The 22,347-nt window shown below is 67.3% G+C and carries 22 protein-coding genes and 1 tRNA gene; 8 read left to right on the top strand and 15 right to left on the bottom strand.

Going from position 1 to position 22,347, the window contains the following annotated elements:
- Positions 1-5: 5 nt before the first annotated feature.
- Positions 6-1,835, bottom strand: coding sequence for a hypothetical protein (locus ACODS4_RS01360; protein WP_488859959.1), 1,830 nt, complete (start codon positions 1,833-1,835; stop codon positions 6-8).
- 131 nt (positions 1,836-1,966) lie between these two features.
- Between ACODS4_RS01360 and ACODS4_RS01355 the strand changes: the two genes are divergently transcribed.
- The gene (locus tag ACODS4_RS01355; RefSeq protein WP_488859957.1) at positions 1,967-2,212 is read left to right on the top strand and encodes a DUF1289 domain-containing protein; all 246 of its coding nucleotides are present in this window, start codon (positions 1,967-1,969) and stop codon (positions 2,210-2,212) included.
- Here ACODS4_RS01355 and ACODS4_RS01350 read toward each other — a convergent pair.
- Together ACODS4_RS01350 and ACODS4_RS01345 are read right to left on the bottom strand one after the other, a co-directional pair.
- Complete coding sequence (locus ACODS4_RS01350) at positions 2,196-2,405, bottom strand: hypothetical protein (protein ID WP_488859955.1); 210 nt, start codon at positions 2,403-2,405, stop codon at positions 2,196-2,198. The genes ACODS4_RS01355 and ACODS4_RS01350 overlap by 17 nt on opposite strands.
- A gap of 104 nt (positions 2,406-2,509) precedes the next feature.
- Positions 2,510-5,209, bottom strand: coding sequence for a bifunctional acetate--CoA ligase family protein/GNAT family N-acetyltransferase (locus tag ACODS4_RS01345; protein WP_488859953.1), 2,700 nt, complete (start codon positions 5,207-5,209; stop codon positions 2,510-2,512).
- Positions 5,210-5,500: 291 nt separating this feature from the next.
- On the opposite strand from ACODS4_RS01345, the gene ACODS4_RS01340 reads away from it, so the two are divergent.
- Positions 5,501-6,451 carry an L-lactate dehydrogenase gene (locus tag ACODS4_RS01340; RefSeq protein ID WP_488859951.1) on the top strand — a complete coding sequence of 317 codons (951 nt, stop codon included), beginning with the start codon at positions 5,501-5,503 and terminating at the stop codon, positions 6,449-6,451.
- 150 nt (positions 6,452-6,601) lie between these two features.
- On the opposite strand, the gene ACODS4_RS01335 is transcribed toward ACODS4_RS01340, so the two are convergent.
- Positions 6,602-7,513 (bottom strand): LysR family transcriptional regulator, encoded by a 912-nt coding sequence (locus ACODS4_RS01335; RefSeq protein ID WP_488859950.1) that lies wholly within the window; start codon positions 7,511-7,513, stop codon positions 6,602-6,604.
- A gap of 99 nt (positions 7,514-7,612) precedes the next feature.
- Between ACODS4_RS01335 and ACODS4_RS01330 the strand changes: the two genes are divergently transcribed.
- Positions 7,613-8,581, top strand: a complete 969-nt coding sequence (locus ACODS4_RS01330) for an SDR family NAD(P)-dependent oxidoreductase (protein ID WP_488859949.1) — start codon at positions 7,613-7,615, stop codon at positions 8,579-8,581.
- Between the two features lie 24 nt (positions 8,582-8,605).
- Here the strand turns inward: ACODS4_RS01330 and ACODS4_RS01325 are convergent, their stop codons facing one another.
- The 4 genes from ACODS4_RS01325 to ACODS4_RS01310 all read right to left on the bottom strand — a co-directional run bounded on the left by ACODS4_RS01325 (position 8,606) and on the right by ACODS4_RS01310 (position 12,236).
- A complete protein-coding gene (locus ACODS4_RS01325; protein WP_488859947.1) occupies positions 8,606-8,824 on the bottom strand; it encodes a hypothetical protein in 219 nt (72 codons plus the stop codon).
- 72 nt (positions 8,825-8,896) lie between these two features.
- Complete coding sequence (locus ACODS4_RS01320) at positions 8,897-10,225, bottom strand: MFS transporter (protein ID WP_488859945.1); 1,329 nt, start codon at positions 10,223-10,225, stop codon at positions 8,897-8,899.
- Complete coding sequence (locus ACODS4_RS01315; RefSeq protein WP_488859943.1) at positions 10,222-10,503, bottom strand: hypothetical protein; 282 nt, start codon at positions 10,501-10,503, stop codon at positions 10,222-10,224. Before ACODS4_RS01315 ends, ACODS4_RS01320 begins: the two co-directional genes overlap by 4 nt.
- 95 nt (positions 10,504-10,598) lie before the next feature.
- Entirely contained in the window at positions 10,599-12,236 is a 1,638-nt protein-coding gene (locus ACODS4_RS01310; protein WP_488859942.1) for a tetratricopeptide repeat protein, read from the bottom strand.
- A gap of 208 nt (positions 12,237-12,444) precedes the next feature.
- Between ACODS4_RS01310 and ACODS4_RS01305 the strand changes: the two genes are divergently transcribed.
- On the top strand, positions 12,445-14,007 hold the full coding sequence (locus tag ACODS4_RS01305) for an adenosine deaminase family protein (protein WP_488859940.1): 1,563 nt from the start codon (positions 12,445-12,447) through the stop codon (positions 14,005-14,007).
- A gap of 91 nt (positions 14,008-14,098) precedes the next feature.
- Here ACODS4_RS01305 and ppa read toward each other — a convergent pair whose 3' ends face one another.
- On the bottom strand, positions 14,099-14,656 hold the full coding sequence (gene ppa, locus ACODS4_RS01300; RefSeq protein WP_488859938.1) for an inorganic diphosphatase: 558 nt from the start codon (positions 14,654-14,656) through the stop codon (positions 14,099-14,101).
- A 149-nt stretch (positions 14,657-14,805) separates the two neighbouring features.
- Here ppa and ACODS4_RS01295 point away from each other — a divergent pair, with 149 nt between their 5' ends.
- Entirely contained in the window at positions 14,806-16,623 is a 1,818-nt protein-coding gene (locus ACODS4_RS01295) for an extracellular solute-binding protein (protein WP_488859936.1), read from the top strand.
- A gap of 137 nt (positions 16,624-16,760) precedes the next feature.
- Here ACODS4_RS01295 and modD read toward each other — a convergent pair whose 3' ends face one another.
- From modD to ACODS4_RS01270, 5 genes are read right to left on the bottom strand one after another with little or no spacing between them, the layout of a single operon-like run.
- Positions 16,761-17,588 carry a ModD protein gene (modD, locus tag ACODS4_RS01290; protein WP_488859934.1) on the bottom strand — a complete coding sequence of 276 codons (828 nt, stop codon included), beginning with the start codon at positions 17,586-17,588 and terminating at the stop codon, positions 16,761-16,763.
- Positions 17,589-17,639: 51 nt separating this feature from the next.
- On the bottom strand, positions 17,640-18,632 hold the full coding sequence (locus ACODS4_RS01285; RefSeq protein WP_488859932.1) for a magnesium transporter CorA family protein: 993 nt from the start codon (positions 18,630-18,632) through the stop codon (positions 17,640-17,642).
- A complete protein-coding gene (gene folD / locus ACODS4_RS01280) occupies positions 18,629-19,534 on the bottom strand; it encodes a bifunctional methylenetetrahydrofolate dehydrogenase/methenyltetrahydrofolate cyclohydrolase FolD (RefSeq protein WP_488859930.1) in 906 nt (301 codons plus the stop codon). Before folD ends, ACODS4_RS01285 begins: the two co-directional genes overlap by 4 nt.
- Positions 19,535-19,548: 14 nt before the next feature.
- Positions 19,549-19,872 carry a DUF167 family protein gene (locus tag ACODS4_RS01275; protein ID WP_488859928.1) on the bottom strand — a complete coding sequence of 108 codons (324 nt, stop codon included), beginning with the start codon at positions 19,870-19,872 and terminating at the stop codon, positions 19,549-19,551.
- Entirely contained in the window at positions 19,872-20,156 is a 285-nt protein-coding gene (locus tag ACODS4_RS01270; protein WP_488859926.1) for a YggT family protein, read from the bottom strand. The genes ACODS4_RS01275 and ACODS4_RS01270 overlap by 1 nt, the downstream gene beginning before the upstream one ends.
- A 454-nt stretch (positions 20,157-20,610) precedes the next feature.
- Here ACODS4_RS01270 and ACODS4_RS01265 point away from each other — a divergent pair.
- Positions 20,611-20,686: transfer RNA gene (locus ACODS4_RS01265), tRNA-Ala, on the top strand.
- Positions 20,687-20,717: 31 nt separating this feature from the next.
- Positions 20,718-20,876 carry a DUF6538 domain-containing protein gene (locus tag ACODS4_RS01260; protein ID WP_488860308.1) on the top strand — a complete coding sequence of 53 codons (159 nt, stop codon included), beginning with the start codon at positions 20,718-20,720 and terminating at the stop codon, positions 20,874-20,876.
- Here ACODS4_RS01260 and ACODS4_RS01255 read toward each other — a convergent pair.
- Positions 20,849-21,127, bottom strand: a complete 279-nt coding sequence (locus tag ACODS4_RS01255; RefSeq protein WP_488859925.1) for a LysR family transcriptional regulator — start codon at positions 21,125-21,127, stop codon at positions 20,849-20,851. The genes ACODS4_RS01260 and ACODS4_RS01255 overlap by 28 nt on opposite strands.
- A 343-nt stretch (positions 21,128-21,470) precedes the next feature.
- Here ACODS4_RS01255 and ACODS4_RS01250 point away from each other — a divergent pair, with 343 nt between their 5' ends.
- A complete protein-coding gene (locus tag ACODS4_RS01250; RefSeq protein WP_488859923.1) occupies positions 21,471-22,328 on the top strand; it encodes a phosphate/phosphite/phosphonate ABC transporter substrate-binding protein in 858 nt (285 codons plus the stop codon).
- Positions 22,329-22,347 lie beyond the last annotated feature (19 nt).

The following is a 22,347-nucleotide window of genomic DNA, read 5'->3' as shown; positions in this document are numbered from 1 at the left end:
CGCCGTCAGCGTTTTTTCCGTCCATCCAATTCCAGCATCCCGCGCAAGGTGGCGATGGTCTTGCTGAGCGGGCTGGCGTCTTTGTCGGCTTGAGCCTTCCGGGTGAAGGTTTCGACCGGCAGCGGTTCGTCATCGTCCATGGGGCGAGGCGAGGCGGGGCGAGGCGGGGCCGGGCGGGGCGGGGGCATGGCGCTTGCGCGGCTGGGCGGAGCGTTCTCCGTCTCATCATCGTCCCAAGAAGCGGGCGGGGCTTTCCGGTCGCCCGGCGGCGTGGCGGCTCTGGGCGGCGCCTCTTCGTCATCCTCGACCAGATCGCGCAAGGCCTTCATCGCCTCTTCGATTTCGCGCTCCTGAGCCGATTGCTTGGCGTTGCCGCCCTTGCTGAGCGACGGTTTGACGGCGGGCTTGCGCGGCGGCGGCGCGTCCTCGTCCAGGGTGGCGGAGGATGGCGGGGCGAAGGGCGGGGGGGCGTCGTCCGCCTCATCGTCCTCCACTGGCGGCGGAGCCGCCGGTTTGGCCTTGCGTCGCGGCGCCGCCTTCGGTTCGGTCGCCGCGTCTTCGATCATTGAGCGCAACGCGGCCAAGGTCTTGTCAAAACCGCCATCCTCCTCGGCGCTGGCGGCGGGGCGCTTTGTCGGACGGTCGGCCTTGGCCTTGACCGAAGGCGGGGGAGGGGGGAACGGGAGAGGCGCAAGCTTTTCAGGATCGCGGATGGCGAAAGCGAGGATTTCCTCGTCCGTCGGCTCCTCCTCCGTCAGCTCTTCATCGTCCAGGCTGTCGGCCCAACCGCGCGCCTCCATCCTGGTCGCGGCCTTGTCGCCGGCGACATCCTCCTCGGCGAGGCCATCCTCGAAATCATCGAGATCCTCGTCCAGATCCTCGTCGAAATCGCGGCGGACCAGAGCCTTGTGCGAGAAGACCGGAGGCTCGCCGTCCTGATCGGCGCGCGCCCCGTCCTCTCCCTCATCGTCCTCTCCCTCATCGTCGTCGCGCTCCGGAGCCGGGGCGTCCTCCTCCTCCTCCTCAAGATCGGCCTGGGCGAAGAAGCGGCGCATGGCGTCCAGCGTCTCGTCGGCGGGCGCGTCATCGCTGATGGGCGCGGGCTTGCGGCTGGGTGGCGACCAGTCCTCCGCGTCATCCTCCAGGGCGGGCGGCGGCGCGCCGTTGCGGCTGGCCATGTCGGCGAGAGACACCGGCTCCCACAGCGGATCGGCGTCGTCCAGGGGACCGTCGGCGATCAACTCCTCCAGGGGGCGGTTGGGCAGGGGGCGGTTGGGCGGCGGGTTGTCTGGTTTGCTGGACGGTCGAGGCTCATCGACATGACCGGCCAGCGTTTTGCGCCAATTCGCCCAATCAGGAAGGTCGTCGTCCTCATCGTCGGTGTCGGCGAGGTCATGGCGGCGCGCTGGCGGATGATCGTCCAGCGACTCGTCGTCTGGCGGCAGGGCGTCCAGCGGGGCGCTGCTGTCCAGGTTCCAGTCGGGCATCGAGTCGGGCGTTGGGTCGCTTGCCCGCTTCGGGGCGCCCCCTTCCTCGTGATCCGATCCACGGATCGAGGCCAACAGGCCGTTCAGCGCCGCCAGCGAGGCGTCGAACGACGGATCGGGCGCGTCCTCATGCTCCAGCGCGGTCGGCAGGACCAGCGCCGGGCGGCTTTCGGTGTCGCGGGAATCGCAGCGGGAGCAGCGGTAATGCGGCGCGATGGACAGAACCGGATAGCTCTGGCCGAAACGGCGCACCAGCATGGCGCGGGGCAACAGGCCGCTGTGCCCACAGGCGCAGCAACGCAGTTGCACGTCGGAATCGATGTCGCGAAGGAACAGCATGCGGGCCATGATGGCCGCAGTATACGCGCGCGATCCCGGCTTTCCCAACCGTTTCCGTCGGTTGGCGGCGCGTGCGTCCGGCTTGCGGCGCGGCGGCGGCTGGCCTCATAGTGCAGAGTCGGAACAAGCGAATCAAGACCATGGCCCCGATTTCTGAAGCCCCGATTCCCGACGACGATCAGCCCGTGCCGTCGCCCTGCGTGCGTCATTGCACGCTGGACGACGCCGACGTCTGTCTGGGGTGCTTCCGCAGCCTGGACGAGATTCGCGACTGGAGCCGGTTGGACGGCGCCGACCGCCGCGCCGTGCTGGACAACGCCGAGCGTCGGCGGGCGGCGCGGCCAACGCCGTCCTGGTGGCGACCGAAGGTTACGCGGCGCGGGTGATGGTCAGGCCCAGACGGGTCAGGCTGGCGTGCAGGTCCTGGAACTTGCGCAGATAGCGCTGCTTGTAATCGTTGAAGTCGGCGGCGATGGCGGCGTCGGCGTTCGCCGATTTGGCGAATTCCGTGATGCGGTGCTGATTTTCCGCCTGATACAGCGCAAAGGCGCCTTGGGTGATGAGATCGTCGGCGGCCATTGGTTGCGTCCTCGAAACGATGAAAGGGGGCGGCGTCGCCGCTGGTTCCAACGTTACGCCCCCGGAATGCTGCGGCGCAACACCGACCCGCCTTCATCCAGCGCTTATTCCGCCGCCAGCCCGCCGCCCAACTCGATCCGCACCTCGACCACGCCCGGCTCGTCCATGTTCTCTTTGCGGACGAAGCCCAGGGCGCGGCACATGCCCAGCATGTTGGTGTTTTCGCGCAGAACCTCGCCATAAACCTCTTTGATGCCGCGCGAGCGGGCGTAATCCAGAATCTTGTTCATCAGGATGTAGCCCAACCCCTGGCCCTTCATGTCCGACCGCACCATCACGGCGTATTCGGCGCGCAGATTGTCGGGGTCGGCGTTGATGCGGACGACGCCGAACATGATGGTGTCGCCGGTGTCGGGATCGGGACCGATGGCGATCAACCCCATTTCGCGGTCGTAATCAATTTGGGTCAGCCGCGCCGCCGCCTGGTGCGACAGCCGTTTCAGCGGCGCGAAGAAGCGCAGGCGCAGATCCTCCGCCGTCTGGTTTTCCACCAGTTGATGCACCAGCGGTTCGTCTTCCGGCAGGATCGGGCGGACGAAGAACTGGCGGCCATCCTTGATGGTGATGCGGTCTTCCAGCGCCTTGGGGTAGGGGCGGATCGCCAGCCGCTTGGCCCCGGACAAAGCGGGAACCCCGACCTTGATGCGGGCGTCGAGCGCCAACACGCCCTCGGAATCGGCCAGCAGCGGGTTGATGTCCAACTCGGCGATTTCCGGGAAATCGACGATGAGCTGCGACACCTTGTTCAGCGTCAGCGCCACCGCGTCGAGATCGACGGCGGCGCGCGAGCGGTAGCCCTGCAACTGCTTCCAGATGCGGGTGCGGCTCATCAGGTCGCTGGCCAGCCGCATGTTCAGCGGCGGCAGGGCCAGCGCGCAATCCTCCACCACCTCCACGCCGATGCCGCCCTCGCCGAACAGCAGGACCGGGCCGAACAGCTCATTCTCGGTCATGCCGACGATCAGCTCGTAGGCGTCGGGGCGCACCGCCATTTCCTGAACGGTGAAGCCCTCGATCCGGGCGTCGGGGGCGTGCTCGCGCACCCGCTCCAGCATCGCGTCCGCCGCCGCGCGCACCTCCTCCGGGCTGGTCAGGCCCAGGGCGACGCCGCCGACGTCGGATTTGTGGGTGATGTCGTGCGACAGGATTTTCAGGGCGATGGGGCCGCCGATGATCTTGGCGGCGGTGGCGGCCTCCTCCGGCGTTTCGGCGACGCGGGTGTCCACCACCGGGATGCCGTAGGCGGCCAACACGCGCTTGGCCTCATACTCGCTGAGCCAATCGCGCTTTTCGGCGATGGCGCGCGAGATCACCCGGTTGACGGCGATGCCGTCGGGCTGGAACTCGTCGGCGACCGACGGCGGCGTCTGCATCAGCAAATCCTGGCTGCGCCGGTAGCGCACCAGATGCAGGAAGGCGCGCACCGCGTTGGACGGGCCGTCATAGGTCGGGATGCGGTTGGCCGCGAACAGCTTGCGGGCGTCCGCCGCCGATTCGTCGCCGATCCAACTGGTCAGCACCGGGTGGCGGCGCGACTTGTTGGCCACGACGGTGTCCGTCACCGCCTGCGCGATGGCGGCGCTGTCGGTCAGGGCGGACGGGCAGTGCAGAACCAGCACCGCGTCGTTGCTGGTGTCCTGCATCAGCGCGTTCAGCGCGTCGGCGTAGCGTTTGGGCGTGGCGTCGGCCCCGACCAGCAGCGGGTTGCCGCGCGGGCCGCCGCCGGGAATCGCGCCCAGCGCCGCCGTGATCGCCTCTTGCGCGTCCGATGACAGGCTGGCGAGTCGTCCGCCCGCGTGGATCAGCTTGTCGGTCGCCATCACCCCCATGCCGCCGCCGTTGGTCAGAATGGCCAGCCGGTCGCCGGTGATCGGCACGCCGGTGCCCAGCGTTCCGGCGGCGTCGAACAGTTCGGCCAGATCATTCACCCGCAGGACGCCCGCGCGGCGGAACACGGCGTCATAGACGGCGTCGGACACCGCCAGCGCCCCGGTGTGGGACGCGGCGGCCTCTTGCGCCTCGTCCGACCGTCCGGCCTTGATGACGATGATCGGCTTTTGCCGGGCGGCGGAGCGCGCCGCCGACATGAATTTGCGGGCGTGGCTGATGCTCTCGATGTAGAGCAGGATGGCGCGGACGGTGACGTCGGACGCCAGATAATCCAGCAGATCGCCGAAATCGACGTCGCCCCGGTCGCCCAGCGACACCAGATGCGAAAAGCCGATCCCGCGCGAGGTCGCCCAATCGGCGATCGAGGTGACGACCATCGACGATTGCGCCACCAGCGCGACGTCGCCCTTTTTCGGGGCCACCGGGCCGAAGCTGGCGTTCATGCCGCGTCCGGGAACCATCGCCCCCAGGCTGTTCGGCCCCAGAACCCGCATCAGATAGGGCTTGGCGGCGTCGAGCATCGCCTGCGTCTGCTCGGCGGTCATGCCGCTGGTCATGACGATGGCGGCCTTGGTGCCGCGCTTGCCCAGCGCGTCGATGGTCGCCGCGACGCTGGCGGGGGGCGTGCAGATCACCGCCAGATCGGGGGTGATCGGCAGGCTGTCCACCGTCTTGTAGGTCAGGACGCCTTCGACCGAGCGTTCGGTGGCGTTGACCGGCATCACCGGCCCGTCGAACCCGGCCTGGAACAGGTTGCGGGCGACCACCGCCCCCACCGTGCCCGGCTTGCGGCTGGCCCCGATCAACGCGATGGAGGCGGGCTTGAACAGCTTGTCGAGGTTGCGAACGGTCATGACCGGATCCGGTGCGAGGGTAGCCGCGTCGGCGCAGAATAGCCCGCGTCGGCGACGGTTTTTGTGACGAACAGCGCAGGCTGGCGATTTCATCCATTTTGCTGCGTCGCAACATTACGGGCTGGTATGACCATTGGACAAGGGGACGATTCGTCGCGCCCTGCGGAAAGTTTGGTGGTGAAAGATCCGCCGCACGGCCTGTGGGCTTGCGCGCCGTCGCCGCCGGTCGCAGGCTGGGGGCGCAGGGTGGCCGGGCGCGCGTCAGAAAAACAGGCAGGGGAGGAAGCGGACATGAAGGTTGGCATCGTCGGGGCGGGCTTTGTCGGCGCCGCCGCCGCCTTCGCCATGGTGACGACCGGCGCGGCGAGCGAAATCGTCCTGGTGGACGCCAACGCCGCGCTGGCCCAATCCCAGGCGCAGGACATCGCGCACGCGATCCCCTTCACCCACGCGGTCGCCGTCCATGCCGGTCCGTACGCCGCGCTGGAGGGGGCCGGGGTGGTCGTGCTGTCGGCGGGGGTCGGGCAAAAGCCGGGGGAAACCCGACTCGATCTGTTGGAACGCAACGCGCGGGTCTTCGCCGAGGTGATTCCCGCCGTGCTGGCCGCCGCCCCCGACGCGGTGCTGCTGGTCGCCACCAACCCGGTGGACGTGATGACCCAGATCGCCACCCGCATCAGCGGCCTGCCGCCGCATCGGGTCATCGGTTCCGGCACGGTTCTCGACACCGCGCGCTTCCGCGCTCTGCTGGGCGCGCGTCTGGGGGTGACGCCGAAATCCGTCCACGCCCATGTCGTCGGCGAGCATGGCGATTCAGAGGTGCTGCTGTGGTCGGGCGCGACCGTCGCCGGGGTTCCGGTCCACCGCGCCGCCGCCCAGCTTGGCCGCCCCCTGACCGCCGAGGACCGGGCGGCGGTTGACGAGGGGGTGCGCCGCGCCGCCTACCACATCATCGCGGGCAAGGGCCACACCGCCTTCGGCATCGGCGGCGGGCTGGCCCGTCTGGTCGCCGCCATCGCCGGGGATGAAAAGCTGGTGGCGACCTGCGCCGTGTTGAACGAACAGGTGGTCGGGGTTCCCGACGTGGTGTTGTCGCTGCCCCGCGTCATCGGCGCGCGCGGGGTGATCGACACCATCCTGCCCGATCTCGCCCCCGATGAAGAAGCCGCGCTCCGCCACAGCGCCGCCATCCTGAAGGAAGCCGCCGACGGGGTGGAACGGCGCATGGGGTGGGGGGCTTAAGCGCCTTTTCCCCCTCCCTAACCCTCCCCCGCTTCGCGGGAGAGGGAACTCCGCAGCGGGCCGATAAGGCGTCTGTCTCCCTCTCCCGCGTGAGCGGGGGAGGGTCGGGGAGGGGGCGGGGCGCCGCCGAATCAACAGGTTGAAACCGACTCAAGCGCCGGAATGTGGAACCTCCGCCACATAGGCGCTCAACCCCTGGACCAGCCCGTCGAACACGGCGCGGCAGCGGGGGGTTGAGCGCAAATCCTCGTGCATGGCGACCCAGACGCCCATCGACAGCTCCAGCGCGTCGGGCAGCAGCCGGACCAGCGCCGGATTGCGGCGGGCCAAGGGGATTTGGCAGATGCCGACGCCGAATCCGGCCTCGATGGCGGCGAGCTGGGCCAGATCGCTGTCCGTGCGCAGGGCGAAGGGCGTTTCCAGAAAGCCCGGAACCCGCCGGGCCATGGCGCGGATCGCCGGGCTTGGCCGGTCATAGCCGATCACGCTGTGGCGGGCCAGATCGGCCAAATCGACTGGCGCGCCCTGGCGCTCCAGATACGCCCGATGGGCGTGCAGCCCCAGGGCGATGGAGCCGATTTTGCGGACGACCAGCGCCTGCTGGTCCGGCTCCACCATGCGGACGGCGACGTCGGCGTCGCGTTGCAGCAGATTGTCCAGGCTGTTGGACAGGACCAGCTCGATCACCAACTCCGGGTGACGGGCGCGCAAGTTGGCGAGGATGGGCGGCAGGACGCGGGCGCCGACGATCTCGCTGGCCGTCACCCGCACCGGGCCGCGCACGGCGTCGCCCAAACCCGAGGCGGTCCGCCACAGCGCCGCCGCCGTGGCCTCCAGCGACAGGGCTTGCGGTTTCAGCGCCAGCGCCGCCTCGGTCGGCTCCAACCCGCGCGGGGAGCGGGTGAACAGCGCGCCGCCAACCGCCTCTTCCAAGGCGGCGACGTGCCGGGCCAGCGTCGGTTGCGTCAAGCCAAGCGAGCGCGCCGCCGCCGACAGCGAGCCGTCGCGCAACACCGCCAGAAAGCTGCGGTAGAGATCCCAACTGGGCGGTTCCGGGTTCATCGATTTCAGTATAGCAACTCCACTCCGTTCGACAATTTCCTTCATCCCCGGTCCTGTCATCCTGACGGCCGATCACAGCAGGACCGACGGAGAGGCAGGATGACCACGGATCAAAAAACGGCGCTGGTTTTGGGGGCGACCGGCGGAATTGGCGGGGAAATGGCGCGGCGGTTGGTTGCGGCGGGCTGGCGGGTGCGCGCCCTGCACCGCAACCCGGCCCGGCATTGCGCCTCGGACGATGGTTTCACCTGGATCAACGGCGACGCCATGCGCGCCGCCGACGTCACCGCCGCCGCCGAAGGGGTCTCGTTGATCGTTCACGCGGTGAATCCGCCGGGCTATCGCAACTGGGGGCAACTGGTCTTGCCGATGGTGGACGCCAGCATCGCCGCCGCCACGGCGCAGGGCGCGCGGATTTTTCTACCCGGCACCGTCTACAATTACGGCCCCGACGCCTTTCCGCTGGTGGGGGAGGACGCGCCGCAAAACCCCGTCACCCGCAAGGGCGCGATCCGGGTGGAGATGGAACGCCGCCTGCGCAAGGCGGTGGAGCGGGGGGCCAAGCTGTTGATCCTGCGCGCGGGCGATTTCTTTGGCCCACGTTCCGGCAACACCTGGTTTGCGCAAGGGTTGGTCAAGCCGGGCCGTCCGGTGACGCGCATTATGCAGCCGGGCCGCCCCGGAGTCGGCCATCAATGGGCCTATCTGCCCGACGTGGCGGAGACGGCGATCCGCCTGTTGGAGCGGGCCGACCAATTGGACGACGCGGCGACCTTCCATGTTGAAGGCTTTTGGGACGCCGACGGCGCCGCCATGGCGGCGGCTGTCGCGCGGGCGGTCGGCGACCTGGCGCTGCCGATTCGGCGCTTTCCCTGGCCGCTGCTGCGGCTGGCCGCGCCCTTTGTTCCGCTGTTCCGTGAATTGGCGGAGATGCGCTATCTGTGGGAACAGCCGGTGCGGTTGGACAACCGCCGACTGGTCGCCTTTCTCGGCGAAGAACCTCGCACCGGGCTGGACGAGGCGGTGCGGCGGACCCTGGTCGGGTTGGGCTGTCTGCCGGGCGCGTGAGTGTCGGGCGCGTGACGCTGGGCGTTAGGAGCCGGGGCGCCGCCAGGGAAACAGGGTGGGGGCGGCGGTCGGTTCCGTGGGCTTGGGCAGGGCCGACATGGGCAGGCGTCCGGTGGCGACCATCGCCAGCAGCATCGCGGGGTGGATGGTGGCGGCGGATTCTTCCGTGACGGCGCTGTCCGCATCGGCGTTCAACGCCTCATTGATGCGGGCGAACGCCTCGATGTCTTTGATGTGCAGCATGATCCGGTCCCTCGGCTCGACATTGTGCGTCGCAGCAAACGCGAAGGTAACAGCGTTGGACCGGAAAATCTCTCAGTTTGCGGCGTTCTGACGCGGCAGGGCCGGTTCACGCACCCCCAGCATAAGCCCGAAACCGATGACAAAGAAAGCGAGAACGGCGCCCATGCCCGCGCGCTGGCTGGCGAAGGCCTCCGTCGCCAACCCGAACAGCAGCGGGCCGAAGAAGCCGACAAAGCGCCCGGTCAGCCCATAAAGGCCGAACATCTCGCCGGTCATGCCGGGCGGCGACAGCCGCGCCATCATCGACCGCCCCGCCGCCTGGGCCGGGCCGAAAAAGGCGCCAAGCCCCAGCGCCAACAGCCAGAACCACAGCTTGTCCGACACCAGCAGCAGCGGCAGGCCGAACAGAAGCATCCCCGCCAGCGCGGCGAGAATCACCGGCTTGGCCCCCGCCCGGTCGTCCATCCAGGCGAATCCGATGGCCCCGAACCCGGCCACGACGTTCAAGGCGATGGCGAAGAGGACGATCTCCTCAAAGCTCATGCCGAAGGTCCCGGCGGCGAACAGCCCGCCAAAGGCGGTGATGGTGTTGATGCCGTCGCGGTAAAAGGCGCTGGCGATCAGGAAACGCGCCGCCTGCCGGTGTTGTCCGGCGTGGCGCAGGGTGCGGCCCAGCATGGCCACCCCCTCCCGCGTCGCCTGGACCAGAGAGCGGCCATTGGGCGGCTCGTCGGGAACCCACAGGACATAGGGCAGGGCGAACAGCCCGTACCACAGGGCGACCAGCAGCGCCGTGGCGCGGATGTTGGCCTGCGGCCCCCACGGGTCCCAACTCAGCCCGAACAGGCCGAACAGCGGCGCTTCGGCCTTCACGAAGCCGAAGAGCGCGACGACCAGACAGACCAGCCCGCCGAAATAGCCAATGCCCCAGCCCCAGCCCGACACCCGCCCCAACAGGCGCGGCGGGACCAGAGCGGGCAGGCTGGCGTTGTAGAAGACGTTCGCCAATTCAAAGGAGACGGTGGCGACGACGACGCAGACCAGGGCGAACAGCGCGTCCGCCGGATCGGGCCGCACCCACCACAACGCTGCGCTGAGCGCCACGGTGATCCCGGTGAACAGCGCCATCCAGGGCTTGCGCCGCCCATGCCGGTCGGCGATGGCCCCCAACAGCGGGCTGAGCACGGCGATGGCGACCCCGGCGACGGTCATCGCCGCGCTCCACCGCGCGGTTCCGGCGACCGGATCGCCAACCACGCCACGGGCGAAATAGACGGAAAAGATGAAGGTGGTGATGATGGTGTTGTAGGCGGAATTCGCCCAATCATACAGGCACCAGGACGCGACGGCCCGGCGGTCCAGCGCCGTCGGGTGGGACGGCTGGGGTGTCGGCGGCGTCATTCCGCCGCAGGTGGAACCGCAGCGATCCGGGTGGGGATCAGGGCGTTGATGGTGGCCCGCTGCTCGTCCATCCGCCCGTCGATGCGGGCCATGAGCTGTTGGATTTGGGACAGCACGCCTTTGACCTCGGTCATGCTCTGTTTCAGCCCGCCGACATCGTTTTTCAGACCGGAGACGTCGGACTTCAAGCCGGACACGTCGGTTTTCAACTCCGCCACATCCTGTTTCAGCGTGGCGATGTCATGTTCCATCCGGTCGAGACGCGCGTCGTTGCCCATTGTGAACACTCCTGAATGCGTTCGACCACAATATCCAAATCCAGCGCCGAATCCAATCACAGGCTGTGGACGCGCGGGTTTGGCGCCCGCCGCGCTCAGCCGCCGATGCCGAACGAGATCTGGTTGTTGTCGTAACGGGCGATCACGGTCAGACGGTCGCCGGGCCGGACCTTGATCGGCGATTCCAGGAAGGTCATCGCCTGTTTCCAATGGTTGGTCCGCGACAGGCTTTCCGATTTGTAGACCACCGCCTCGTCCATGACGAGGTCGAACCAGAAGGCGACGCCGTGGCAGGTTCCCTCCTTCGTCACCGTGACTTCGATTTCCCGCTCGCCCTCTTCGGGCATGTTGCGGGTGAAGTCGAAATCCAGCGCGGTGAAGCTGTCCGACAGCGCGCTGTGCGCGTCGGCGGCCAGATCGAGCTGTTGATAACCGGGGGAGCGGAAGACGTCGAAGCTGGACATGTCGAAACCGTCGATCCGGTTCACCGGGTTGATGCGGGCCAGCTCCGGCGTTTCGATCAGCATGGCGTAGACGGTCGAGGCGCGCGGGATGATGGCGCCGCCCGGCTTCACCAGATGGGTGCGGGCGTGTTGCAGCACCGACAGCATGCGCGGGGCCAGCATGCCGATGTTGATGAGTTCCGAGACGAAGACGTCGGCCTTTTCCGGCAGATCGCCGCCCTCGCCCACCGTCAATTGGGTGGACAGGCGCGGCACGACGGTGATGCGGTCGGCGTAGCCGTTGTTGGCGACGGTTTCCTTGGCGACGCGGGCCAGGATCGGGTTGACTTCGCAGGTGACGACCTGTTTGGCTCCGGCGCGGGCGGCCATCATGGCGACGATGCCCGATCCGGTGCCGATCTCCAGCACCAGCGAATCGGGCGTCACCGCGCGTTCCAGCGATTGCTTGTAGGCCTCGTTGCGCTCGAAATCGTTAATCATCGGCAGATGCCAGCCCGGCACCGCGCTGGAGTAGATCAGGCGGCGGGTGAACTGGATCATTGGATGATCGGGGGCCTGTTCGCGCGCCGCCTCGATGGCGTCGATGGCCTCCGACGCGCGATCCAGGCTTTGCAGCGCGTGGGCCAGACCGATCTGGGCCGGAACGAAGCGCGGCGCGGCGGTCAGCACGGTGCGAAAGGATTCCTCGGCCTTTTCCAGGCGCCCTTGGGTGGCGAGCAACTCCGCCAGGCTGTAATGCGCCTCCAAATAATCGGGGGCGAGGTCCAGCGCCTTGCCGAAATGCTCCTCCGCCGCCTCCAACTGGCCCAACTCGCGCAAGGCGGCGGCTAGGAAATGATGCATCTCCGGGGCGTTGTCCTTCAGCGCCAGCGCGGCGCGGAAACTTTCGACCGCTTCCTCCAGCCGCCCCAAAACCTTCAGCGCGTTGCCGAGATTGCCGTGCAGTTCCGGGAGTTTGGCGTTGACCGCCAACCCGGCGCGGAAGGATTCCTCCGCCTCCGCCGTCCGGCCAAGCTGAAACAGCAGACTGCCCCGGCTGTTGTGGAACGAGGCGTCGCTGTCCAATTCGGCGATGGCCTCGCCGAACAGGGCCAGCGCGTCGTCCGGGTGGCCGGTGTGGGCGGCGACCAGCCCCAGCAGATGGACGGCCTGCGCGTTGTGCGGGTCGATGGCGAGCAGCGCGCGGCACATCGCCTCGGCGCCCGGCAGGTCGTTGGCCCGAAACAGGCGGGCCGCGTCGAGCAGGGTGGGGGCGGGCGTGTCGGTCATCGCGGCGGCTCCGGTCGGCGGGAACACGAAAAGATGACGGCACCATAGCGGGAAACGCGTGGTCGCTACAGTCTTTCAATGCAACCCGCCGAAGCCGTCAAACCCTTGGTATTTTGCACAATTGCCGTCGATTCGCGGTCGTGGATTGCGTCAGGGCGATTATGTGGGTCAGGATTCGCGCAATGGATGATTGCGGGAGGACAAACCCATGACGCGCGTGTTTTCAACGCTGGCCGCTCCGGCGCTGGCGGCGTTGTTGTTGGCCGGTTGCGCCACGATGGCGCCCGGCCCCACCACCGGAGTCGGCGGCGACGCTCAGCCCGCCGTCGCCGCCGACTCGGCGGCGGCCCGGCGGTTCGAGGTGGCGCGCAACAGCCCGCCGGAACTGCGCGCCTTTCTCTACCGCATGCCCAAGGGGGCCGATCTGCACAGCCACCTGACTGGGGCGGTTTACGCGGAAACCTATCTGCGGCTGGCCCAGGCGGCGAATCTGTGCTTTGACCGCGCCGCCAAAGCGCTGGTCGCCCCGACCAAGGAGAAGCCCTGCGGAACGACCAAGGACAGCCCGCAGCCATCGGCTGGCGTGGTCATCGCCGACAGCGTGCTCTACCCCGTCGCGCTCGACGCGCTGTCCACCCGCGACGCGCTGCCGATCTCCGGCTACAGCCTGCACGACCAGTTTTTCGCCACCTTCGGGCGTTTCAGCCCGGCGACCGGCTCGACCGGCGATCTGTTGGCCGAGGTGGTGGACCGCGCCGGACGCCAGGGCGAACAGCATGTCGAACTGATGGTCTCCTTCCAGACCTGGGCCGCCGCCAACATCGGCAAGGCGACGCCCTGGACCGGCGACCTGCCCCAAATGGCCGACCGGCTGACCGCCGCCGGTCTGCCCGCCCTGATTCCGCAGGCCAAACAGGACATCGACGCGGCGGAAGCGCGGATGCGTGCGCTGCTGGGCTGCGGCACTCCGGCGGCCAAGCCCGGCTGCGGCGTGTCGGTGCGCTACATCCAGCAGGTGTCCCGCACGCAGGCGCCCAGCCCCGCCTTCGCCGTCACCCTGTTCAACGCCATGCTGGCGGCGCAGGAGCCGCGCGTCGTCGGCCTGAATTTCGTCGCGCCGGAGGACAACCCGGTGGCGCTGGCCGATTACGACCTGCACATGCGGATGATCGCCGAGACGCGCCGCCGTTTCCCCGACGTCAACGTCGCCCTGCACGCGGGCGAGCTGACGCTGGGTCTGGTGCCGCCGGAAGAACTGCGCAACCACATCCGCAAGGCGGTGGAGGTCGCCGGGGCCAAGCGCATTGGCCATGGCGTCGATCTGATGTTTGAGGATGACCCGCAGGGCCTGCTGCGCCTGATGGCGGCGCGCAAGGTGGCGGTGGAAATCAACCTGACCAGCAACGACGTGATTCTGGGCGTGGCGGGCAAGAACCACCCCTTCCCGCTCTACCGCGCGGCGGGCGTGCCGACGGTGCTCTCGACCGACGACGAGGGCGTGAGCCGCATCGACCTGACCAACGAGCTGGAACGCGGCGTGACCGAGTTCGGCCTGGGCTATGGCGATCTGGTGCGTCTGGCCCGCGCCAGCCTGGAGCACAGCTTCCTGCCCGGCGACAGCCTGTGGACGTCGAACGGCTGCGTGGTTGGGGAAAGCGCGTCGGTGGCGTGCCAGACGCTGTTGGACCGCAGCGAAAAGGCGCGGCTGCAATGGAGGCTGGAAGACGCCTTCCGGCGTTTCGACCGCGAGGTCGCGGAGGGAAAACTCTAACGCTTTGAGCTTATAAAACTCTGACGTGGAGAACAGGGGGCTGCGGGTTGCGGCCCCCTGTTCCGTCACATGGCCAGGATCAAACCCAGGATTAAACGATGACGCCCGGCTTGCCCTTGTTGGCTTCGGCGGCGCGGGCCAAGCCCTCTTCGATCTTCTTGGCGGCGGCTTCGGCGTCGCCCCAGCCCAGAATCTTCACCCACTTGTTCTTTTCGAGATCCTTGTAATGCTCGAAGAAGTGGGCGATCTGCTCGGTGAGAATCGTCGGCAGGTCGGTGTAGTTCTTCACGTCGGTGTAGAACGGGTGCAGCTTGTCCACCGGAACGGCCAACAGCTTTTCGTCCTCGCCGCCCTCGTCTTCCATGTACAGGACGCCGATGGGACGCGAGCGCAGGATCGCGCCGGGGATGACCGGAACGCGGCCAACGACGCAGACGTCCACGGGATCGCCGTCGCCCGACAGGGTGTGCGGGATGAAGCCGTAGTTGCAGGGGTAATACATCGCGGTGTGCAGGAAACGGTCGACGAACATCGCGCCCGATTCCTTGTCGACTTCGTACTTCACCGGATCACCGCCGACGGGAATTTCGATGACGACGTTGACATCCCAGGGCGGGTTCTTGCCCACGGCAACCTTGCTCAGATCCATCTTCTCTCGTCCTTCGACTGGCGTAACAGGGCACGTTTTTATTGGGCGCCGATGCCGCACCGACGCCGCCGGGGGCGGAGTTTAGGCGCAAGCGCGCCCAAGGCCAAGGCACTCTTGCGCGGGTGCGGCAAAGGGGCAACCCTATCGGCATGATTCGCCCCCTCCTCATCGCGCTGGCGCTGCTGGTCGGTCCAACGGCCCACGCTCAGACCCTTCCGGCTCCGCCCGACGCGGCGACCCACGGGATCGCCATGCACGGCGATTTGCGGTTGCCGCCGGATTTCGCCGCGCTGCCCTACGTCAACCCCGACGCGCCCAAGGGCGGAACCATCCGGCAGGCCGTGACCGGCGGCTTCGACACGCTGAACCCGCACATCGTCAAGGGCGTTCCGGCCCAAGGGTTGGGCTACACGTTCGAGACGCTGCTGACCCGCTCGTGGGACGAACCCTTTTCGCTCTATGGCCTGCTGGCGGATCGGCTGGCGGTGGCGACGGACCGCTCCGCCATCACCTTCCACATCAACCCAGCGGCGCGCTGGCACGATGGTTCCCCGGTGACGGCGGACGACGTCCTGTTTTCGCTGGAGACCCAGCGCGTCCACGGCACGCCCAACCGGCGGCTGTTCTACGCCAAAGTGACCAAGGCCGAGGCGCTGGACCCGCGCACCGTCCGCTTCGCCTTCGCCCCCAACGCGGACGGCGGGATTGATCGCGAAATGCCGCTGCTGATGGGGCTGATGCCGATTCACAGCAAGGTCTGGTGGGCCGACAAGCCGTTCGACCGCACGACGCTGGAGCCGATTCTGGGCAGCGGCCCCTACCGGGTGGCGAGCGTCGACGCGGGCCGCCGCGTCACCTACGAGCGGGTTCCCGATTATTGGGGCCGGGATTTGCCGATTCGCCGGGGCCAATTCAACGCGGATCGGCTGGATTTCGTCTATTACCGCGACGATTCGGTGGCGTTGGAGGCGTTCAAGGCCGGGGACGGCGACGTCCGCCGCGAAAGCGACCCGGCGAAATGGGCGACCGGCTATGACAGCCCGGCTCTGCGCGACGGACGGATCGAGCGGGAGGAGTTGGCGCACCAGCGCCCCGACGCGGCGCGCGGCCTGATCTTCAACACCCGCCGCCCGCTGTTCGCCGACGTCCGGGTCCGGCAGGCTCTGGGCATGGCCACCGATTTCGCCTGGATTGGGCGAACCCTGTTCCACGGCGCGCTGACCCGCGCCGCCAGCTATTACCCGAATTCCGAACTGGCCGCCCAAGGGTTGCCGCAGGGGGCGGAGTTGGCCGCGCTGGCCCCCTTCCGCGACCGGCTGCCGCCCGCCTTGTTCACCCAGCCCTTCGCCTTGCCCGTCACCGACGGCAATGGCCCGGCGGGCGGGCGGGCCAACCGCCGCGCCGCGCTGAGCCTGCTGGCCGAGGCCGGATGGACGATCCGCGACGGTCGCCTCACCGACGCGGCGGGCCGCCCCTTCGCCTTTGAAATTCTGCTGTCGGACCCGACGGAGGAACGGGTGGCGTTGGAATTCGCCCGTTCGCTCGACGGGTTGGGAATCGCCGCCCGCGTCCGCGCGGTGGACAGCGCCCAATTCCAGGCCCGGTTGGATCGTTTCGATTTCGACATGGTGCTGCGCTGGTGGGCGTCCAGCCTGTCGCCGGGCAACGAGCAGCTTTATTATTACGGATCCGACGCGGCGGAGCAGGAGGGCAGCCGCAATCTGGCGGGCATCCGCGACCCGGTGGTGGACGCCATCGCCCATTCCATCGCCGAAGCGACGACGCGCGCCGATCTGGTGGCGCGGGTGCGGGCGCTCGACCGCGTGCTGCTGTGGGGGCACTACATGGTCCCGCTGTTCTACAGCCCGGTGGACCGTCTGGCCCATTGGTCCCGCCTGCGCCGCCCCGCCGTCACCCCGCTCTACGGCCCCTTGATCGAAAGCTGGTGGGTGGCGGATCCGCGTTAGGGTGGGGAGCGTCCATGTTTGCCCCCTCCCTAGCCCTCCCCCGCTGACGCGGGAGAGGGAACTCCGCCGTGCGCTGACAAGGATCAAGACTCCCTCTCCCGCTGCCAAGCGGGGGAGGGTTGGGGAGGGGGAAAGCCTCACGCCGGGCGCAGCGTCACCTTGACGTCGGCGGGTGGGCCGAAGAAGGGGGCGGACGTCACCAGCAACCGGCATCCGGCGGCGGCGTAGGCGGCGGCGTTGGCTTCGGTGACGCCGCCCGCCGGGGCGACCATCGGCGGCGGGGTCAAGGCGCGGGTGGCGGCGATCACGGCGGCGGCGGCCTCGGGCGGCAGCTTTTCCAACTGGATGACGTCGGCCCCGGCCTTGGCCAGGGCGACGGCCTCCTCGACCGATCCGGCCTCCACCACGATCTTCTTTTCTGGGGCCTTGCGGCGCAGGGCGGCGATCCATTCCTCGGGCGGGCCGGGCAGGAAGGCGCGGTGTTCGGGGAAGACCAGCAGGGTTTCCGAAAGGCCGAGACGGTGCGTCACCGCGCCCCCGGCGATCGCCGCCTTGACGCTGAGATCCTTGGCGCCGGGGAAATTCTTGCGGGTGCAGGCCACGGTGACGCCGGGGGCGGCGTCCACGATCCGCCGGGCGCGGCTGGCGATGCCGGACGCGTATTCGGTCAGCGTCTGCGCCACCTTCCACGCCCGATGCAAGGCTCCGGCGGGGCCGTCGGCCTCCAGAAAGACCGCCCCGGCCTCCAGGCGGGTTCCGCTGGGGCTGACCCGCGTCACCCGTCCGCCCGCCTTTTCGACCAGACGGGCGGCTTCCTCGCTGCCCGCCAGCACCATGGCGGCGCGCGCGGCGAAGCTCATCCGGGCGGGTTGGTCGGCGATTTCCAGGGAGTCGGTGGTGAGGTCGCCGTAAGGAACATCCTGGGCCAGCAGCGCGTCGAGCGCGGAATCGGACAGGACGATCATCGGCGGTTTCCCCCTTCTACAGTCGGCGCGGTCCCGTCCGGCGAAACCCCGTCACAGCCAGCCGCGCCGCCGGAAATACCAAAGCGGCCCGACCGCCGACAGAACCATCAGCAGAATGGCCATGGGATAGCCATATTCCCAGTCCAATTCCGGCATGTGTTTGAAATTCATGCCATAGGCGGACGCGATCAGCGTCGGCGGCATCAGGGCCACGGCGACGACCGAGAAAATCTTGATGATGGCGTTCTGTTCGATGTTGATGAGGCCCAGCGTGGCGTCGAGCAGGAAATTCGCCTCATGCGCCAGGAACCCGGCGTGCTCGTTCAGCGATCGCAAATCGCGCGTCATCGTTTTCAGCGCGGTTTTCTGCTCTTTGGTCAAACGCCCGCCGCTGACCGAGGTCAAAAACACCACCAGACGGTCCAGACCGGCCAGACTGTCGCGCACCTTGTGGGTCAGATCGCCCGCCCGCCCGATGCCGCGCAGCACGTCCTGCAACTCGTCGGGCTTCTTGGCCGCCTTGCCGAAGCCGCCGCTGTCCAGCGAATCGTCGAAAATCCGGGCCGACAATTCGTCGATGCGCCCGCCGACCAGCTCCAGCACGTCGGCCACCCGGTCGATCACGGCGTCGAGCAGGCCGAACAGCGCGCTTTCGCCGGTGGCCAGCAATTCGGGCTGGCGCGTGCAGCGGGCGGCGAAGGTGATGACCGGCAGCGGTTCGGTGTAGCGCAGGGTGATGAGGTGGCGCGGCGTCAGAACGAAGGTCAGCTCGCCCTGTTCCGGGTGCGGCGAGGTGGCGCGCGAGATGATCGAGGAGGTCATGTAGACGCCCTCGCCCTCGGTGTAGAGCTGGCTCGACGCCTCGATCTCTTTCATTTCGGCGCGGGTCGGCAGGTCGCAGCCGGTCAGCGCGCCGACATGGGCGCGCTCCGCCTCGTCCGGGCGCAGCAGGTCGATCCACACCGCGTCGGGGGGCAGCGGTTCGTCCAGCGCCAAAGGCTGGCGGACGACGCGGCCCTCGACGCGGGCGTGGACGGTTATCACAGCGCCGCCTCGGCGGGGACCGGGGCGCCCGCCGCGCGGCAGGCGGCGGCCAGCGTGTTCAGCATCAGGCAAGCGATGGTCATCGGCCCGACGCCGCCCGGCACCGGGGTGATGGCGCCCGCGACCTTCACCGCTTCGGCGAAAGCGACGTCGCCGACCAGCCGGGTCTTGCCCGCTTCGGCGGCGGGAACCCGGTTGATGCCGACGTCGATGACGGTCGCGCCCGGCTTGATCCAATCGCCGCGCACCATTTCGGGCCGACCGACGGCGGCGACCAGAATGTCGGCGCGGCGGCATTCCTCGGCCAGATCGACGGTGCGCGAATGGGCCAGAGTCACCGTGCAGTCGGCCTGAAGCAGCAGATGCGCCATCGGCTTGCCGACGATGTTGGACCGGCCCAGCACCAGCGCCCGCTTGCCCTTCAGGTCGCGGCCCAGCGTGTCGCGGATCAGCAGCAGGCTGCCCAGCGGCGTGCAGGGCACGATGGCCCCCGGCTGCCCGGTGGCGAGCAGACCGGCGTTGACGACGTGGAAGCCGTCGGCGTCCTTTTCCGGGACGATGCGGGCCAGAATCTTTTGCGTGTCGATGTGCTTGGGCAGCGGCAACTGCACCAGAATCCCATGCACCGCCGGATCGGCGTTCAGCCGGTCGATCAGGGCCAGCAGGTCGGCTTCGGCCATGTCGGCGGATTCGTGATGGTCGAAGGAGTTCATCCCCAGCTCGACCAGCGCCCGTTCCTTGGACTTCACATAGACCTGACTGGCCGGATCCTCGCCGACCAGCACCACGGCCAGACCGGGGGTGACGCCGTGGCTGGCCTTCAGCGCGGCGACGCCGTCGGCCACCCGCGCCCTGAGACCGGCCGCGAAAGCCTTGCCGTCGATGATCTTTGCGTCCGCCATGGTCGCCTCCACACTCACTCTGAAACGCCGTCAATCAAGGCCGTCAGGCGGGGCGTCAACGCCGCCGGATCGCCGGCCACATGGATGATCTTGTTGCGGTCGGTCGCCCCGGCCACCACCGTCAGGCTGGTTTTCGGCAGTTTCCACGCCTTGGCCAGCAGCTTGACGACCGCCTCGTTCGCCTTGCCGTTTTCCGGCACGGTCGTGACCGTCACCTTCAGAACGCGCCCGCCGTCGGCCGTGTCAACCAGCCCGACGATGGCGTTGCGGGACGCTTTGGGCGTCACCCGCAAGGTCAAACGCAGGCCGTCGGCCGCCGGCTCCAGCGGGCCAGCCATCAGAAGCGCGGCCAGTATTGCGCCATCAGGTTCTGGATGAAGGAAATCCCCAGCAGAACGACGATGGGCGACAGATCCAGCCCGCCCATGTTGGGCAGGACGTTGCGGATCGGGCGCAGCACCGGCTCCGTCGCGCGGTAGAGGAAATCGCCGATGACGTAGACCGCGCGGTTGCGGGTGTTGATGACGTTGAACGTCACCAGCCAGCTCAGCACCGCCGAGAGGATCAGGACCCAGAAGAAGAGGTCCAGGATGGTGTTGATGAGCACATACAGCGCGATCATGCCGGGCCTGCTCCTTTGTCGGTTGTCCGGCGGCGGCCCCAAGGCGGGCGCCAGCGTTTGGCCGCACCCTACCCACGGGGCGCAAAGCTGTCCAGCGCCATGCCAGGGCAATCGCTTGAACGCTTTCACATCCACGAAAGCCCTTCTCCCCTTGTGGGACAAGGGTTGGGATGAGGGGTGCGGCCCGGCCCAACGGGACCGGGGAGGTTCCCTTTCCCCCTCACCCCACCCCCTCTCCCGCGAGGGGAGAGGGGCTTATTCAGCCTTCGATGGTTCAAGCGATTGCCCTGAGCGCCATGCCCGCGCCGCGCCCGCGCAAAATCGACGGGGCGGAGGCCGCCGTCCGGGCCGACGCGAGGGCGCGACATTTTCTTGAATCAATCGCTTGACAGTCCCCCCTCGAATGGACAATAACCGCGCCACGCCGAACGCAAGCCGCGTTTGTGCCGTGTGTGGGGCCGTAGCTCAGCTGGGAGAGCGACGCGTTCGCAATGCGTAGGTCGGGAGTTCGATCCTCCTCGGCTCCACCAATTTCCCCCAAGACATTGATCTGGTTCGGAAATTCGTCCCTCACGGGGCGTCGAACCCATCCTGCGGCGCAACGACGTCGCACACGTCCTGCGGCTGCGCGGGACTGTATGGCGCCTTCGGGTCAGGGCGCCCGCCAGCGTCCAACAACGGCTTGAGCGCTCTCACATCAGCCGGTCTCTGAAAATTTGATTCGAGTTCAGCCGACGCGCTGACCGCCGCCTTTTGCGAGACAGGCCTCGCTGCCGGAAATCTCGGTTCGGCTGACGCCACGGGGGTGCCGGACCAGAAGCTGGCCTCCCAGATCCTCCTCCAGCATGGCTCACATTCTGGCTGAGCGCCGACTGCGCGACGTTCAGAACTTCGCTGGCCCTGGAAAAACTGCCAAGTTCGCAGACGGTGACGAAATAACGGAGGCGGCGAAAATCCAGCTTCACGGACATGCGCGAGGCGCCCTGTATGACGGCCACGGTCGGCAGAGGCCGACCGCGACTATGGCGGCAATGGCGTTGTCCGCGAATTCGCCATCGTTTCAACCTTCGCGTCTGGGGTGGATTTGGAAAACAGTCTTTGCGCGGAAACTCCGACAGAAGCGAACGCCCGGCGTCGGTGGGCTTCTCCCGGGCCGACGGGCTGCTGCGATCATGAGTGTCGGAGGCTTGCGCGTTTCACGATCAGGGGGGATCGCTGGAGTTGGAGTCTGCGGGTTGACCTCAATTTTTCAAGGAGGCGAAATGAATTAAGGTTGCGTCTGGTTTTGGCTGTGTCTTGAAAACAGAGGAAACGATGACGCTGACTCGATGGGCGCGCCTCATTGTCGTTTTCATCGCATCGCACATGGCGTTGACGACGACGGCGTGGGCGAGTGATGAAAAAGTTTATAAATTCTCGCCGGTCAATCAATTTGGAATTGAGCTTACGGCGTCTTATTGGAATCCGATCATACAGTATGTTTCATCACGGTCCGGGGTGAAGCTGTCTTTGAAGATAGGCCGGACCTCGGCGGACACGACCAGTTTTGTTTTGGCCAAAGAGGTTGAGTTCGCCTTCACCAACCATCTGTTCAATGAAAATCGTCGTCAGATGGGGTGGAAGCTGCTTGTTCGGCGGGATTATCCGGCGGTTTATGGTCAAATTCTGACAGCGGCGGATTCTCCCATCACGGATCTGGGGCAACTCGCCGACAAAGAGGTTGTTTTTCCGGGAAATGAGGCCTTCATCGCCTATAAGGTCACATACGCCCATCTTCTGGAACAAAAGATCCCGGTCAAGGTGGTCTTTGGCGGCAATCATGATGGCGCCTTCGCCCAGCTTTTCAGCGGAAAAGCGCAGGCGGTTGGCGTCAATTCCCAACTTGTCGACGGCTATGCGCGGCGGGAAAACAAAGCCTTTCGGGTGTTGTGGACGTCCGAACCCTTCAATGATTTGGCGTTGATGGTCTCCCCGTCGGTGCCGTCGGCGGACGTCAAAGCCGTAACCGACGCCTTTCTGGGAATGGCGAGCGATCCGGCGGGCGCCGCGATCATCAAAAAGGTGTCTGAAACGGTGAAGCTCACACCTTTTCAGAATTTCATTCCCGCTTCAGAGGATGATTACACCTCCTACATCAACTTCCATCGCACATCACCAAATTTTGTGAAGTGACGTCGCCGTCATGGACGAA

This window comes from Azospirillum sp. FG154 (assembly GCF_057809575.1).
The sequence above is the reverse complement of the archived record's forward strand: the minus strand, read 5'-3'. Positions and strand labels throughout refer to the sequence as shown.